Annotated in this window: 13 protein-coding genes; 12 read left to right on the forward strand and 1 reads right to left on the reverse strand. The window is 33.8% G+C overall.

What is annotated here, in order from left to right:
- Positions 1-8: 8 nt before the first annotated feature.
- The 3 genes from Q5Y73_RS01040 (at position 9) to Q5Y73_RS01050 (ending at position 3,913) form a co-directional block, all read left to right on the forward strand.
- Positions 9-1,097 (forward strand): hypothetical protein, encoded by a 1,089-nt coding sequence (locus Q5Y73_RS01040; RefSeq protein WP_305989991.1) that lies wholly within the window; start codon positions 9-11, stop codon positions 1,095-1,097.
- Positions 1,098-1,110: 13 nt separating this feature from the next.
- Positions 1,111-2,511: an MATE family efflux transporter gene (locus Q5Y73_RS01045; protein WP_305989992.1), complete on the forward strand. Its 1,401-nt coding sequence runs from the start codon at positions 1,111-1,113 to the stop codon at positions 2,509-2,511.
- A gap of 76 nt (positions 2,512-2,587) precedes the next feature.
- A complete protein-coding gene (locus Q5Y73_RS01050) occupies positions 2,588-3,913 on the forward strand; it encodes an LLM class flavin-dependent oxidoreductase (RefSeq protein ID WP_305989993.1) in 1,326 nt (441 codons plus the stop codon).
- Positions 3,914-3,985: 72 nt separating this feature from the next.
- On the opposite strand, the gene hisA is transcribed toward Q5Y73_RS01050, so the two are convergent.
- Positions 3,986-4,738, reverse strand: coding sequence for a phosphoribosylformimino-5-aminoimidazole carboxamide ribotide isomerase (hisA, locus tag Q5Y73_RS01055; RefSeq protein WP_305989994.1), 753 nt, complete (start codon positions 4,736-4,738; stop codon positions 3,986-3,988).
- Positions 4,739-4,918: 180 nt separating this feature from the next.
- On the opposite strand from hisA, the gene lonB reads away from it, so the two are divergent.
- From lonB to hemA, 9 genes are all read left to right on the forward strand, one after another.
- Positions 4,919-6,631, forward strand: coding sequence for an ATP-dependent protease LonB (gene lonB, locus Q5Y73_RS01060; RefSeq protein ID WP_305989995.1), 1,713 nt, complete (start codon positions 4,919-4,921; stop codon positions 6,629-6,631).
- A 151-nt stretch (positions 6,632-6,782) separates the two neighbouring features.
- The gene (gene lon / locus Q5Y73_RS01065) at positions 6,783-9,107 is read left to right on the forward strand and encodes an endopeptidase La (protein WP_305989996.1); all 2,325 of its coding nucleotides are present in this window, start codon (positions 6,783-6,785) and stop codon (positions 9,105-9,107) included.
- Positions 9,108-9,257: 150 nt separating this feature from the next.
- A complete protein-coding gene (yihA, locus tag Q5Y73_RS01070) occupies positions 9,258-9,854 on the forward strand; it encodes a ribosome biogenesis GTP-binding protein YihA/YsxC (protein ID WP_305989997.1) in 597 nt (198 codons plus the stop codon).
- A gap of 74 nt (positions 9,855-9,928) precedes the next feature.
- The gene (locus tag Q5Y73_RS01075; RefSeq protein WP_305989998.1) at positions 9,929-12,952 is read left to right on the forward strand and encodes an efflux RND transporter permease subunit; all 3,024 of its coding nucleotides are present in this window, start codon (positions 9,929-9,931) and stop codon (positions 12,950-12,952) included.
- A gap of 134 nt (positions 12,953-13,086) precedes the next feature.
- The gene (locus Q5Y73_RS01080) at positions 13,087-13,653 is read left to right on the forward strand and encodes a TetR/AcrR family transcriptional regulator (protein ID WP_305989999.1); all 567 of its coding nucleotides are present in this window, start codon (positions 13,087-13,089) and stop codon (positions 13,651-13,653) included.
- 231 nt (positions 13,654-13,884) lie between these two features.
- The gene (gene speD, locus Q5Y73_RS01085) at positions 13,885-14,289 is read left to right on the forward strand and encodes an adenosylmethionine decarboxylase (RefSeq protein WP_305990000.1); all 405 of its coding nucleotides are present in this window, start codon (positions 13,885-13,887) and stop codon (positions 14,287-14,289) included.
- 178 nt (positions 14,290-14,467) lie between these two features.
- Positions 14,468-14,686 (forward strand): hypothetical protein, encoded by a 219-nt coding sequence (locus Q5Y73_RS01090; protein WP_305990001.1) that lies wholly within the window; start codon positions 14,468-14,470, stop codon positions 14,684-14,686.
- A complete protein-coding gene (locus Q5Y73_RS01095; RefSeq protein ID WP_305990002.1) occupies positions 14,676-15,200 on the forward strand; it encodes a hypothetical protein in 525 nt (174 codons plus the stop codon). Before Q5Y73_RS01090 ends, Q5Y73_RS01095 begins: the two co-directional genes overlap by 11 nt.
- Before the next feature lie 283 nt (positions 15,201-15,483).
- Positions 15,484-16,872: a glutamyl-tRNA reductase gene (hemA, locus tag Q5Y73_RS01100; RefSeq protein ID WP_305990003.1), complete on the forward strand. Its 1,389-nt coding sequence runs from the start codon at positions 15,484-15,486 to the stop codon at positions 16,870-16,872.
- Positions 16,873-16,881: the final 9 nt, after the last annotated feature.

Genomic DNA, 16,881 nt, shown 5'->3' on the forward strand with positions numbered 1-16,881 from the left:
GGGATACTTTGCAGTATACATCTAAAGATTTTCTTGGTGAAATGGCTCATTACTTTGGTTTAGAATCTAAATTGATAGCACAACAACTGAATATTAGAACAGATAATTATCAATTATATAATGAAGCAGCTGAGCTAGATGAAGATGAGCTATATACAAAGAATATGTTAAGTGTTAACGATCTGGTGAGAATTGAGAGTGATACAACGTATAAAATTCATAAAGGATACCCCTCTCCTAGAAGTATATACCCTTTAAAAATGTTTATTTCTTTAGGAAATCATCAATTCGTTTCGAAGGACGATACACAAGAAAGATATATGTACTATTATAATTCGAATATAAACGCTGAAACAGGTGATATCCTCATAGAATTTACGAATAAGTATCCAAGCTATTATATGAATATAAAAAAATCTTTATTGATTTTAGAAATGGGTCACTTTCTATTCAATATAACAAAAACAGCAGAACTTTTAGGAAGTAAATACAAACTGATTGACATTAATCACCACATTCACTTGAGGCGTATTAAAAAACCTTCGAATCAAGTAGAATACAAAAAATTATTAAATTTTAAAATGAAATGCAAGTATAGAAACAGCGGACCTTTTTTATATCCTATTACGAATGTGAATCCAAAAATCATCCATAAATCCTATTCATTTAAAGACGAAACTAACGATCATTTTAATCATTTAGAACAATTGATTAATATTGATGATATTAGAAATCAGGTAAAGATCATTCCATATATCAACCGAGGTAATGGTATTTTCGAATCACCATCAAATGAAGAAGGTCCGAGGATACATTACATGAAATTAAATAAAACACACCCTTATATTAATTTTATAGGTGTATCGTTTTTTGTTGTATTTCTCATTAACCATAATGTGTTTCAATCAGAAAAAGCAACGCAGTATATTTTATCTTTAGGATATTTGAGTCAAATGATATCTTTGAACCATTCTAGTGAGTCACAGTACTGCCGACCTATAAAAAGTTATGATATTGAACTACTTGAGTCGTTATTGAGTTTAGATACATCTCAATTCACACCATATTACTGTTTAATTTCTGGAACAGTTGAGTAGAAAGGAGAGTAAGATGGAAACGAATTTGAATTGGAAAAAAATAATATCATTTTCTCTTCCAATGACGCTCATAGGTATTGCAGATCTTCTATTGATTGGGATTGATTTTTTCTGGATCTACTATTTTATTGGTGAACCGGAAGCATTATCTGCTTTACGGGTGTCCTCATCCATTATTTTATTGATAGAGGCAGTTTTAGTAGGCGTCATCTCAGCACTATTGGTTTATATTAGTCAACATAATGGAGCAGGTCATATCGATAAGGTCATGCGGGGAGTAAAAGGGACTTTTTCATTTTCAATCTATGCAGGGATAATGACTACATTCATTGGACTGTTGCTTTTACCAGTCTTTATTATGATGTTTGGCGTATCCCAAAAGGTTTCGATTTTTGTCGGAGATTATTTAAGCGTGTATTTAGTTGGTTATATCGCCATTTCTTTAAATAATCTTCTATTATTATTACCAAGATACTTTCAAAAGCTTAATCTGGTTTATAAGGGATTAAGTCTTACTTTATTAACTAACCTTATCATTACACCTATCTTCATGTTGGTATTTACACGATTCGGAATGAATGCTATTTCTGGCGCTGCTACGGGTACTGTAGTTGCGAATTTGGTGTGTTCTATTTATATGATTTGGCAATTATTTTTGAAAGATCATTTGCAAATCGGACTTTCAAAAAAACAACTCTCACTTAAAGTTGATTTTCAACTATTAAAACAAAATATTTCTTATATCGGTTCCCAAATTTTTAATGGACTAACTTATAATGTTTCCATGTTTTTGTATATTCTTATTTTATCGTATTATCCAGAAGATGCGTTTAATGTCTATGCGGTTGCTTCTTATATTTTTGTCTTTTTCGGAGTGTTTGCACAAAATTTTGCAGCCAGTATCATTCCTATGGTTTCTGAGTATATCGGATCTAAGCAAATTAATGCAGTAAAGGATCTTGTCAAAAAAATGGTACTCATTTTATTAGGATATTGTTCTATCGTTGCTTTAATCGTTCTGCTCAGTAAAAATCAGATATCTATGGCTTTATCAACAAATGATATGTTAACTCCTTTGTTTGCAAACTTTTTCACTTTTTATACAATTCCTTGGATTATGAATACAATAGCTATTGTTTTTATATTTGTAGTAGCAGGAGCAGGTGATTCCAAAGGAGGAGTGATATTAACCATTACAAACATGTATGTGATTGTATTGGTTTGTTTATTATTTGTACCCCAACTTTTTCAGGACAAAACCAATGGTGTGTTCATTACGTTGGCATTGATTGAAATATTCACTTTTGTAAGCTCATTTGCCTACTATTTATATGGACGTTGGACAAAAGCAACTTTGGTAAAGGAAAACGAAGTACATCGAGAGGAAGGGTTATCTGTTGAAAACAGTGTTTAATACAAGTGAGGCTTTTGTCAAATGATTTCAATAGATGAATGGTAAATATAAAGTAATAAGGAGGGAAAAGGGTGTTATGTCATGTGTAAATCTTAAAATGAAAATCGCGCTCTTTGCGTTAGGTGCTGGACATCATTTATCTTCATGGAGACTTTCTACAGAAAAAAATCCTTTTAGTTATGAGTACTATTTGGATGTGACAAAATTAGCAGAGAAAGGAAAGCTTGATTTTGTTTTTTTTGCAGATGGATTATACATTGATGAATATTCCCACACTAATGTATTAAATGCGTTAGAACCAACGATTTTACTGTCCTCCTTAGCTGTACATACAAGTCACATTGGTCTTGCTGCTACAGCTTCTACAACCTATAATGAACCGTATAATTTGGCAAGGCGATTCGGTTCTATTGATCATATTAGTAATGGCAGGTCTGCATGGAATATAGTCACTTCTGCGGATCAAGGATCAGCTAAAAACTTTAGTCGTGATGAACATATGGAACATAGTAAGAGATATAAAAGAGCTGAGGAATTTGTTGAAGTGGTTAAAGGTCTATGGGATTCTTGGGAAGATGAAGCGTTTGTATTGAATAAAGAACAAGGGGTTTTTGTAGACTACAATAAAATGCATAAATTGAATCATCGTGGAGATTTTTTTTCTGTTGAAGGCCCATTAAATCTATCAAGTCTTCCTCAAGGGCATCCAGTATTAATTCAAGCTGGAACTTCACCTGCGGGACGGCAATTGGCTGCCAAATATGCAGAGATTGTGTTTGTGAATAATAATAAAGGAATTGAAAATGCGAAAGCATACTATGATGAGTTAAAAGAAAAAGTGGTTTCTTATGGTAGGGAAAAAGAAGATGTTGTTATTACATCAGGAATTCGATTTATTCTTGGACAAACAAAAGAAATGGCTTATCAAAAATATAACGAAATGCAATCACTAATTAATCCCAATATAGGATTGAAGCTTTTAACCACTATCTTACCCCAAATCGATTTTTATGCGATGGATCTTAATGAACCACTAATTGATTTAGTGGAACCTGTAGATGAAGAGCATTCAAAAAAATATGAGATTTATAAAAAATTTACTGCAAAAAGAAAATTCACTTTAAAACAATTAGCACAACATGTAGCTTCTATTACACCACACGATTTATTTATTGGAACTCCCGAGCAATTGGCAATTAGAATGGAGGAGTGGTTTAAAGCAGGTGCATGCGATGGATTTAATCTTATGCCATTAAATATGAAAGAGGATCTAGAAGCATTTCTTCTTGAGACAGTTCCAATCTTACAGCAAAAGAATTTGTTTAAAAAAGAGTACGAAGGTGTTAGCTTAAGAGAAAACTTAGGATTAGTAAAAAATAGTGCTTTCAGTGGGAGGTATTAAACTCCCACTGAAAGCAAACTTCTCTTCATAACATAAGAATTTATAACTTAATAAGGGCTCGACGATAGCTTATTACCTGGCTACAAAATTCAATACATCATTGAATTTCAATTTCCCCCCAAATATGTCCAACGCACTTCCAATTGTGAAATCGATCTTACCTTGTGAGATTCTATAAAAATTCTCAAGATCTTCTATTGAACGAATTCCTCCTGCATATGTTATAGGGATTAATGCATTTTTAGCTATGTGAGTTACTAATTCCTCACTAAATCCAGATTGTTTTCCTTCCACATCTACTGCATGGATTAACAGTTCGTCACAGTAAGATTGAAGTAACTTTAGATTGCTAGAATTAAGCTCAAAATCTGTTGTTGTTTTCCATTTATTTATTGCAACGAGCCATTTTCCATTTTTTTCTTTGCAGCTTAAATCAATGACTAATTTTTCTTTTCCGACTAATGATACTATGTGCTTTAGATTTTCAAGACTGAATCTTCCATTAGGAAAAATATAAGAGGTTATGATAACGTGACTAGCCCCGTTATTTAGAAACAATAACGCATTATCTGCATTAATGCCACCGCCTATGTGAAGACCACCTGGATAAGCTTCTAACGCTTCTAACGCTGCATCGACATTTCCTTTGCCAAGCATAATAACATGGCCGCCAGTTAAGTTATTTTTTTTAAATAAATTAGCATAATAAGAAGGAGAATAGGTTGAGACGAAATTTTCTATGACTTCTTTGTGATCATCTAATGTTTCTCCTACGATTTGTTTTACTTTTCCATCATGAATATCAATACAAGGACGAAACCTCAATGTGCTGTCACTTCCCTTTTTTCGTTTTATGTTATGAAATCATGATACACGAATCCATAAATATCAGTCAAAGGATATGTTGCGAATCAATTCTTTACTTTTATACAGATTTGCGTATGAAGAGATGTAATGCATGGTAATACTAGCTTGTAGTTAGTAGAAAAGGGAGGGCGTTATAACATGAGTTTTATGGTTGTTTTAATGATTATTCAAGGTTTTTTTGCAGTTGTTATTGGACTGTATTTCTGGAATCAATTGAGAAGTCAGCAAAATAGTAAATCAGCTGTAGACAAAGAATCAAAAAGAGAAATGGAAAAATTACATAAATTGAGATCTATTCATCTAACCCAACCTTTATCGGAGAAAGCAAGACCAGTGACAATGGAGGATATCATTGGTCAAAAGGAAGGGCTGCGAGCATTAAAAGCAAGTTTATGCGGTCCAAATCCTCAGCATGTCATTATTTATGGACCTCCAGGTGTAGGGAAAACAGCAGCAGCCAGAGTTATATTAGAGGAAGCGAAGAAAAATATATTCTCACCTTTTTATAAAGAATCAAAGTTTATAGAGATTGATGCCACCATTGCCCGGTTTGACGAAAGAGGGATTGCTGATCCGTTAATCGGCTCCGTTCATGATCCAATATATCAGGGAGCAGGAGCAATGGGTGTAGCGGGTATTCCACAGCCTAAACCAGGAGCTGTTACAAAAGCGCATGGAGGAATGCTTTTTATTGATGAAATTGGAGAATTGCATTCTATCCAAATGAATAAATTGCTAAAAGTATTAGAGGATCGTAAAGTTTTTTTAGAAAGTTCTTATTATAGTGTAGACGATAAAAATATTCCACAATTTATTCATGATATTTTTCAAAATGGGCTTCCGGCAGATTTCCGATTAGTTGGTGCAACGACAAGAACACCTGAAGAGATTCCTCCAGCAATTCGTTCGAGATGTATTGAAGTATTTTTCAAACCGTTATTACCTAAGGAAACAGCAATGATTGCAAAGAATGCAATGAAAAAAATAGGTATGCCTTATGAAGATAAAGCAATAGAAGTTGTAAGCAAATATGCAACGAATGGTCGTGAAGCAGTAAACATTGTACAGATGGCAGCGGGAATTGCCACAACCGATCAAAGGAAAAAAATGACTTCTGAGGATATTGAGTGGGTGATCAACAGCAGCAACATACAGCCTCGCCCAGATAAAAAAATCCCAAAACAGCCTAAAGTTGGGTTAGTAAATGGACTAGCTGTTTTTGGTCCTAATATCGGCTGTCTGTTAGAAATAGAAGCAACGGCTATATTGGCTAAAATCCCAGGCAAAGGGAAATTTACAATCACAGGTGTTGTAGATGAGGAAGAAATGGGGGGAGGAGGTAAAAAAATTCGCCGCAAAAGTATGGTGAAGAGCTCGTTGGAAAACGTACTTACCGTATTAAGGCAAGTGGGAATAAATGCAGATGATTATGATATTCATATCAATTTTCCTGGAGGAATTCCAATGGATGGTCCATCAGCTGGTGTTACAATTGCTACAGCCATAGCCTCTGCAGTTAATAACATCCCGGTGGATAATAAAATTGCGATGACGGGTGAAGTAAGTATTCATGGGAAAGTTAAACCTGTAGGAGGTGTTGTAGCTAAAGTAGAAGCTGCCATTCAGGCGGGTGCAAAAAAAGTTTTTATTCCAAAAGAAAATTGGCAAGATACATTTTTTACGATCAAAGAGGTTGAGGTAATACCGATGGAAACAATTGAGCAAGTACTTAAATATGCAATAGGTATTGAAGCTAATAATTCTACTAAAGAGCAAGATGTGACAAGTGAAGGGATGGATGTAAAAGTGATTCCAGTTTTTCAACCAGGGTCCCCAACTTTAGAACAATAGCATTTTATAAACATACAATATATGATCACCAGATAAAATCCTAAAATATAGAAAAAATGGGCGTCATAAGTCAGAAATTGGTTTTTTAATTAAGCATTTGATAAAATAATAAAAAACAGCTGTAGGATAGAAATCTTTGGGGGTACTAGAGATGAGTCTAAATAGAACAAGTGAAAATCGATTGCCGCTATTGCCATTACGTGGATTGCTTGTTTATCCAAGTATGGTATTGCATCTTGATGTTGGAAGAGAAAAATCTGTCAAAGCCCTTGAAAGAGCAATGGTGGAAAATAACTTGATTTTGCTTTCTTCTCAATCTGAAGTGAGTATTGAGGCTCCAACAGAGGATGAAATTTATAAAATAGGTACGAAAGCAAAAGTAAGACAAATGTTAAAGCTTCCAAACGGTACAATAAGAGTGCTTGTTGAAGCGTTAAATCGTTGTGAAATTGTAAGGTATATTGACAATGATGAGTTTTATGAAGTCTATGCTAGAGATTTGTCAGATGTATTTTCTGGGGAGACAGAGAATAATGCACTGATGAGAAGTGTTTTAAAACAATTTGAGAATTATATCTCATTGTCTAAAAAAGTGACGCCGGAAACTTTAGCGGCTGTGTCAGATATTAATGAACCAGGGAGATTAGCAGATGTAATCTCCAGTCACTTATCTTTAAAAATAAAAGATAAGCAGGAAATTTTGGAAACTTTGGATGTTCACGAAAGACTGGAAAAAATACTGAATATTTTAAATGATGAACGCGAAGTGCTAGAACTCGAAAAGCAAATTAATAAACGAGTTAAGAAACAAATGGAGAAAACACAGAAGGAATATTATTTGCGTGAGCAAATGAAAGCTATTCAAAAGGAATTAGGCGATAAGGAAGGCAGAGCAGGTGAAGTAGAAGAGTTGCGAGCAAAATTAGCTGAAACAGATGTATCAGATAAAATTAAAGAGAAAATTGAAAGAGAAATTGATCGATTGGAAAAAATGCCTTCAACATCTGCAGAAGGAAGTGTAATTCGAAATTATATAGATTGGTTGTTAGCATTGCCATGGAATAAACAAACGGAAGATCATTTAGACATGGCCAAAGCAGAGGGGATCTTAGACGAAGATCATTATGGACTTGAAAAACCAAAAGAACGTGTTCTGGAATATTTAGCTGTTCAAAAGCTTGTCAAGAAGATCAAAGGTCCTATTTTATGTTTAGTTGGACCTCCAGGTGTAGGTAAGACTTCATTAGGCAGATCCATCGCTAGAACATTAGGGCGTAAATTTGTTCGTATTTCGCTTGGTGGGGTTAGGGATGAAGCTGAAATACGTGGTCACAGACGTACTTATGTTGGAGCTATGCCAGGAAGAATTATACAAGGACTGAAAAATGCAGGAACGAATAATCCCGTATTTTTATTAGATGAAATTGATAAGATGTCAATGGATTTTCGAGGTGATCCTGGATCAGCACTTTTAGAAGTGTTAGATCCTGAGCAAAACAGCACTTTTAGTGATCATTTTATTGAACAACCTTTTGATTTATCCAATGTCATGTTCATTACTACGGCTAATGCAGTCCATAATATTCCTCGACCATTATTGGATCGAATGGAAATGTTGTATATATCAGGTTATACAGAAATTGAAAAATTAGAAATTGCTAAAAAGTATTTACTGCCAAAGCAGAAAAAAGAACATGGATTAGCAGAAGATCAATTAATTGCTGAAGATGAGACAATCTTAAAGATTATTCAAGAATATACACGAGAAGCCGGGGTACGAAATTTAGAACAGCAAGTAGCATCATTATGCAGAAAAGTTGTTAAAGAAGTCGTTTCCAAAGAAGAAGATCAGCAAATTACTGTAACATCCAATGAAGTTGAAAAATTCTTAGGACCGAGCAAATTTAAATACAGCCTGGCTGAAAAAGAAAATCAAATCGGAGCTGTGACAGGGTTAGCCTGGACAGAGGTGGGTGGAGATACTTTAACCATTGAAGTGACGGTTATGCCAGGAAATGGTAAGCTGACCTTGACTGGTAAGCTTGGAGATGTTATGAAAGAATCTGCGCAAGCTGCATTCAGCTATACACGATCCAAGGCAGAGGAACTTAATTTAGAACCAGACTTTCATGATAAATATGATATTCATATTCATATTCCTGAAGGTGCAATTCCTAAAGATGGTCCATCTGCAGGGATAACGATTGCTTCAGCTTTAATATCTGCTCTCTCTGAAGTACCTGTATCGAAAGAAGTAGCTATGACAGGAGAAATAACACTAAGAGGTAGAGTGCTTCCAATTGGAGGTCTTAAAGAAAAAGCGCTGGCTGCACACCGAGCAGGAATTAAAAAAGTATTATTTCCTGAAGATAATGAAAAAGATCTTCAAGAACTTCCAGAGGCTGTGAAAAAAGATATCAAATTTATTCCAGTTTCACATATGGATACCGTATTAGAACAAACATTAATTCAGTAGTACAGAATATATACAATTTAACACATTTGTGTTATACAATAAGTGATTGCTTTTTTATTAAAGCAGTCACTTATTCAATTTAAGAGAATGTTCAATATTGCAAAGTCGATTTTTGAACTCATATTTTAAGAAAGAGAAGGTATTTAAGAAGTGAAAGTAAATCAGGCAGAATTTATTATTAGTGCTGTAGGTCCTGATCAATATCCAGAGGATGGCTTGCCCGAAATTGCGTTGGCAGGTCGGTCAAATGTAGGGAAATCCTCGTTAATCAATAAATTGATTAATCGGAAAAATTTGGCCAGAACGAGCTCTCAGCCAGGTAAAACACAAACTTTGAATTATTATCGCATTAATTCCGATTTATATTTTGTTGATCTTCCTGGTTATGGTTATGCCAAGGTTTCAAAATCACGTAGACAAGAATGGGGAGAAATGATCGAAAGATATTTAACGGAAAGAGAGCAGTTAAAGGCAGTAATGCATATTATTGATCTTCGCCATCCACCTACAAAAGATGATCAGGCGATGTATGAATGGTTAGTTTATCAGGAGATTCCTCGACTTGTTATTACTACAAAAGCAGATAAAATATCAAAAAACAAACGAAATAAACACTTAAAAATAATTAAAGATACATTAAACCTTGAAAAAGGAGATCCAATCTTAATGTTTTCCTCTGAGGAAGGATTAGGAAAAGAAGAATTATGGCAGCTTATTCAAGAAAAAACAACACCAAATCATAGTTGACATATGGTTTGGTAAATTTTATGATTAGTAGTGACTGACCAACCAGTCATTAATAATGATAAAGGAGAAATGTCATGAATTTCTTAACAAGCTTTAGCTTGAAAAATCCATTTGCAATACTCATTATTTGTATTTTACTTATTGGTGGCGGCATTTTTTCATTTTTTACATTAAAATCAGATTTGCTGCCAGATATTGAATTTCCTGAATTATCAGTGACAACAGTATATCCTGGAGCTTCTTCTCAAGATGTAAATACATATGTAACGAGTGTATTAGAGACACAGTTAAGTTCATTAACAGGTTTAGAGCAGATGACTAGTCAGTCTATGGAGAGTGTATCAAGAATCCAATTAACATTTCCTATCGATACAGATATGGAAATAGTGATTAAAAATGTTAATGAAAAGATATCAAACACTCAACTTCCTGAAGGGACAACTACAAATGTGGATCTTTTTTCATTCGGTTCACTTCCAGTGGTTAATTTAGCATTGTTTCCAAAACAGAACGAAGATATTTCAGACTGGGCTTTAAACGTTTTAAGAACAGAGCTTCTAAAGATCAATGGCATTAATAGTGTTGCATTATCATCAGTACCTCAGGAGTATCTAGGAATTGTTGTAGATAAACAATTAGCTAGTGCACAGGGCATTGGCTTGCAACAAATTAAAGAAGAAATACAAACTTCATTTTTATCTTTTCCAGCTGGTACAATTCAGAATGATGCTGTTATAGTGCCTGTTCGTGTTGATCAGAAGCTTGAAACCAAGAATGATTTGAATAATTTGCTTATTTCTTCACCCATTACGAATGAGTTGATTCCACTAAGTGAAATTGCTGAATTAGAAGAAGTGGTGCAGCAAAATGAAATCTCAAGATACAATTTACAAAACAGTGTTTCTCTTCTTATTAATAAAAAGCAAGATGCAAATACAGTTGAAGTAGCAGAACAATTTTATGAGGTTTTACAGCGTTATGAAGACAAGATAAATTATGCTGTTGTATTTGATCAATCTGATGAAATACAGTCATCCATATCGGAATTGGTGAATAAAGGAATTTGGGGTGCTATTTTTGCATCCATTGCTGTTCTTATATTTTTACGAAATATAAGAGCAACGATCATTGCGGTTGTATCCATCCCTTTATCTCTATTAGTGGGAATCATATTTTTAAAATGGTTTAATTACACATTAAATACTATGAGTTTAGCAGGTTTGGCAGTGGCTGTAGGTAGAGTAGTAGATGACAGTATTATTGTAATAGAAAACATCTACAGAAAGATACGAATGGAACCAGAAAAGGATCGTTTCCATTTAACTATTTCAGGAACTAGGGAAATGATCAATCCAATTATCTCCTCTACTTTGGCGTCTATTGTTGTTTTTATGCCTTTAGGATTAGTAGGAGGAATTACCGGTGCTTTCTTTATGCCATTTGCAGTTGCTGTCGTAGTCTCTTTATTGGCCTCCTTAGTCGTAGCGATTACCTTAATTCCAGTGTTAGCTAGATTTTCCTTCGTAACATTAAAAGAACATAAAAATGAGCCTTTTTATGTTCGATGGTATGGTAGATCACTACATTATTTATTAAATAAGAAGGTAATTGTCATTTCCCTGTCTTTATTATTATTAATTTCTTCTTTATTATTTGTACCAACACTCGGATTTGTTTTTTTACCTAATGAGAAAGAAAAAATGTTAGTTGCTGAAGTCACCCTCCCAACATCTAATGTAATAGAAAGTACAGATGAAATATCATTAGCTGTTGAAAAAGAACTTTTAAATCATAAAGAAAAATATCCTAGTGTATTTGTATCGATAGGGAATTATGATTATATGACATCAACAAGTTTAGTAAATCGTGCACAATATTTTATTGAGCTTGAAGAAGAGATGGATGTAGATAAGTCTATACAGGACATAAAAGAAATAATGGAGTCCATAGTTTTGAAAAAAAATGAGGAAGCTACGATCAGTGTACAAGAACTACAATCTGGTGGACCTCCTACACAAAATAATGTAGATGTTGATTTGTTTTCTATTAATCAAAATCAATTATTGAAAGCATCAAAGCAAGTTGAAGAAATGTTGTTGAACCGATCAGACTTGAAATATGTAAAAAATAATATGAGCGAAAAGCAAAATCAAGTATCTATAAAATTAAATGTTAATAAATTAGATGAATATGGTTTATCCTCTTTTATGATCTTAGGAGCAATAAGTGATCAAACCGGAACTGCTGAAGTAGGGAGTTATAAATTGGATGGAATAGAACAGGATATAAAAATTGAATATAATCAATTGCTTACAGGAATTGAAGAGCTACAGAACATTACTTTTTTTTCGCAGGTGGGACCTGTTCAATTAAAAGAAATTGCTGAGATAGAGGTTCAAGAGGTGGTGACTTCAATCCAAAAACTGGATGAACAAATATATGCTAAAGTCACAGCTTTAGCTACAGCAAACAATATTGCAACTGTGACTCAAGAAGTTAAAAAAGTGATCCAGGAGATGGATTTTCCAGATGGAGTTACTGTAAAAGTTGGTGGCGGTAATGATGAAACAGTAGAGGTCCTAATAGACATACTTGTTGCCATTGTGATTGCTATTGGATTAGTTTATATAACCATGCTTGTGTTTTTTGGAAAAGCAAGACTCCCATTCGTGATATTAACCTCCATTCTTTTTATTCCAATCGGTGCAATTGTTGGATTGGTGTTAGTGAAGGAGCCGTTATCCATGAGTGCCATGATTGGTTTTCTCATGTTAGTTGGAATTGTTGTAACAAATGCAATTGTGTTGGTTGATCGTATTAATCAAAACCGCAAAAATGGTTTATCTATTCGTGATTCAGTAATTGATGCGGGTAAAACACGGATTCGTCCTATATTAATGACTGCTTTTGCTACTATAGCAGCATTACTTCCATTAGCATTTGCAACACCTGAAGGAGGATTAATTTCAAGAGGGTTAGCTGTAGTAGTAATAGGTGGATTAACCACATCTACGTTTCTCACTTTAGTTTTTCTACCTGTAATTTATGAATTGTCGTTTTACCGTACCTTTAAAAGAGAACAAGATGGTAGAATTTGATAATGTATATCTAAATTATAGTATAAATATCTTTTATACTTGTTGGTATGGTATATTATAAACTAACGGCAGTAGTCACAGCCCTTTGTTATAACATAAGAATTTATAATTATAATATATTTAATGGTGATTTTATGACTTCAACTTCAGAACAAAAACATGATATAATTTTGGATTCAGCATTTTATTTATTCTCAACAAAAGGGTTTTATGAAACAAAAATTGCTGAGATTGCGGAGCACGCAGGTGTTGCTAAAGGTACGGTATATTTATATTTCTCAAGCAAAGAAGAGCTATTTAAAGAAATGACAAGAAGAAATTTCGATGAATTCCTTGATGGATTATCTAACGAATTGACAAGGTCAAGTTCTTTTGCAGAGAAGTTAAATAAAATTGCAGACCATCACTTATCTTACTTTTATAACATGAGAAATCATACAAGAATTTTTTTTCAAGGGTTGAATAATGATCCTGAATTTATGGAAGTCATGTTTCATCATATTGAGAATTATGTAAATCTTGTTACAAATGTGATGGAGAGTGAATCTATAAACGAATCTAAATTACATGCAAAAGCATTTGTAGGCATGCTTGAAAATTACAAGATGGATATTTTATTTACAAAAAGTTTCACAAAAGATCATTTGAACCAAAGAGTTGATTTTGCTGTGAAGCTTTTCATGAATGGGTGTAAAAGGTAATTAATGCGCTTCATATTGTTAATTTTTTTCATTTGTATTTAATTTTTAAAAAAAGTATTGCTTTTCTGCCCAATAGATGTTATTTTTAGATTCGTTGAAATTCTCAAATTAGGAACCAGGATTCACTCAGACATTGAATACGATGGGAGTAATTACCCTCGGGAAGTGAATGACGTAGGTCCTAGCGGATGAAATTCAAAACATTTTATTCCTAGGAAGGAGGACCGGAAGATGGAATACTCAACTTTCGGAAGACACGTTGTTATTGATACTTGGGGAGTAGATATTGATTTATTAAACGATATTAACTTTTTAAAAGAGCATATGGTACAAGCGGCTGAAGTATGTGGTGCAACTGTCTTATCAGTACAGGAACAACAATTTGATCCTCAAGGAGTTACAATTTTAGTCATGTTGTCAGAGAGTCATATCTCTATACACACGTATCCTGAAAAACAATTTGCAGCTATTGATTGTTATACTTGTGGAGTGACAGTTGATCCAGAGAAAGCGATCAACTATCTAGTCTCAAAACTAAATCCTGAACGGGTACACTCTAAAAAAATAATTCGAGGTTTGGGAGAATTAGGTGTAGAATCTCCAAACATAAAAAATATGGAAGCAACAACTTGTTAAGTTAATGAAATAAAAATCATTGAATAATAACCATGGATGAATTCCATGGTTATTTGTTTTGCCCAACCCCCATAAACATAACTATATAGAGGTTGTTTTAAAAGTCCCTTTCCCATCACGAAGAGCAATTAGGTTTAAAAAATGTTGTATAACCCAAAAAAGTGAAGAGAAATCTAAATTGCCTAGTTCAGAAAACAGGATGTTAAGGTGCATCGTTGGACACAGGAAGTATCTGCTTTTAGATGTAAACCTGAACTGGTGTCGAAGTACTCCACATGGAAGTGGAGTGACTTTAGTTGACGATTACTTTTTCGGGACCCATAACAAAGAGAACTTATATTGGGTCTTAACTTTTGGGAACTCAGAAATGGGAGTTGAAGAGAGAAATGCGAAATAGACAAGTGTTGATTTTTATGATTTTTGTTATTTTGTTTGCATGGCCTGTATATCAATTAGTGGATTTGTATTTTACAAAAAAAAGTGAAAAAGACAGCAATATTATGTTGTATCAAGTTTCTTTATTTCAAATAGAATTGTTGAACAATTTAATATCAGACTCCATGAATGCTAATAATACAGAACAGCTTAATGCCTTAAAACAATTTGCATATACAGCTGATTATACGCACCAACATTTAGTGCTTGCATATGGTGAGACTAAGCTGACGAATATACATAGCTTTTTAGAAATTATGCAGTATATTATCCGTTTGCAACTTGGAGGGGATCGATCATTAAAACCAGAAGAAGCAGCGGTTTTTCAAGAAATAAGCAAAGCATTTGTAGAAATCACACAGGTTTATGAAGGTATGCTTTCAGAAGATGGGAAGATCATTGCTTCACAAAATGAAAAACTAATTCAGTTAGATGAAGCAGTATCAGGATATTTAAGAAAAATATTGTTAGAGTAAACGAATTATGGTCATAATATAGAAAACTCGTCGATGCCCCGAAAAAGTAACAGACCTAATCTTTGAAACATATTTTTCACTTTTTGGGAAGGACTTTTAGACTTTTAAATTGAGGGCCCCGCAAAAGTATTCTAATTTTCCATCTAAGCGTTATGTTCACTTTTGTGGGTATTCCCATTTGTTTTAATTTGTTCAATTTTAAAATTTTTTTTGAAGATAAGCATTGTCTAAATATGTTATAATAGTTGGAGTTATGTAATCAATTAGGAAAGCAGGTGAGCACATGCACATTGTAGTAGTTGGATTAAACTATCGTACAGCCCCAGTAGAGATCAGAGAAAAGTTTTCAATATCTGAAGAACAAACACCTGTTGCTTTAAGAATGTTGAAAAATACGAAGAGTATACTGGAATGTGTTATGGTAGCAACTTGCAATCGGACAGAGATTTATGCTGTAGTAGATCGTTTACATTTGTGCGGGCATTATATTAGAAGTTTTATGCAAGACTGGTTTGGAGTTTCTCGAGAAGAGTTTGCTAAACATTTATACGTTTACGAAGACGAAGAGGCTATTGAGCATTTATTTAAAGTCTCAAGTGGATTAGATTCTATGATTATAGGTGAGACCCAGATTTTAGGACAAGTTCGTGATGCCTTTTTATTAGCACAATCGGAAAAAACAACGGGTACTTTGTTTAATCATTTATTTAAACAAGGAATTACAATGGCTAAAAAAGCTCACTCTGAAACCACTATCGGTGAGAATGCTGTCTCTGTCAGTTATGCAGCAGTTGAACTAGGTAAACAAATCTTCGGAGATTTCAATAATAAAACGGTCATGATTATCGGTGCAGGAAAAATGAGCGAATTGACGGTCAAACACCTTCATGCCAATGGGACAAAAAAAGTAATTGTTGTTAATCGGACCATATCAAAAGCAAAGAAATTAGCCGATCAGTTTAATGGCATTGCTTGTTCGTTTGATGACTTTCATAAATATATATCTGAAACAAATATTATTATTAGTTCAACTGGCTCATCTGAATTAATTTTAACACGTGAGCAAGTTGAAGGTTTGATGAAAGCAAGAAAATCTTCAAGTCCATTATTTATGATTGATATTGCTGTTCCTCGTGACTTAGATCCAAAGATTATGGAAATTCCAAATGTCTTTTTATACGACATAGATGATTTGGAAGGCATTGTTCAAAATAATTTGGAACAAAGAAAAAATGAAGCAGCTAAAATAGAAAAAATGATTAGTCAGGAATTATTGGTTTTTGAAAATTGGTACAATACGTTAGGGCTTGGACCAGTTATTCAAGCGCTTCAGGAGAAAGCCGCAGAGATTCACGCTGAAACCATGGAAAGTCTGTTAAACAAATTACCTGATTTAGATGAACGTGAAATTAAAGTCATTCGTAAATTATCCAAAAGCATCGCAAATCAAGTGCTTCATGATCCTATACAACGAATCAAAGAGATGGCTGGAGATCGTAAAGGGGATGCTGCTATTCAATTATTCTCTCACCTCTTTGCCTTAGAAGAGAGATTGGAAGAAAACAAAGAAATTGTAAAGTTGGAGCATCTGGAAAAGAAAAAACAGAAAGCGGCTGAAGAAAGAGCAAACCGTTTGCTTATACAAACACATAAATTAGCAGCGCGTTCTTAGACTAAAATG

The sequence above is a fragment of the Chengkuizengella axinellae genome, assembly GCF_030730905.1.
GTDB lineage: Bacteria > Bacillota > Bacilli > Paenibacillales > KCTC-33759 > Chengkuizengella > Chengkuizengella axinellae.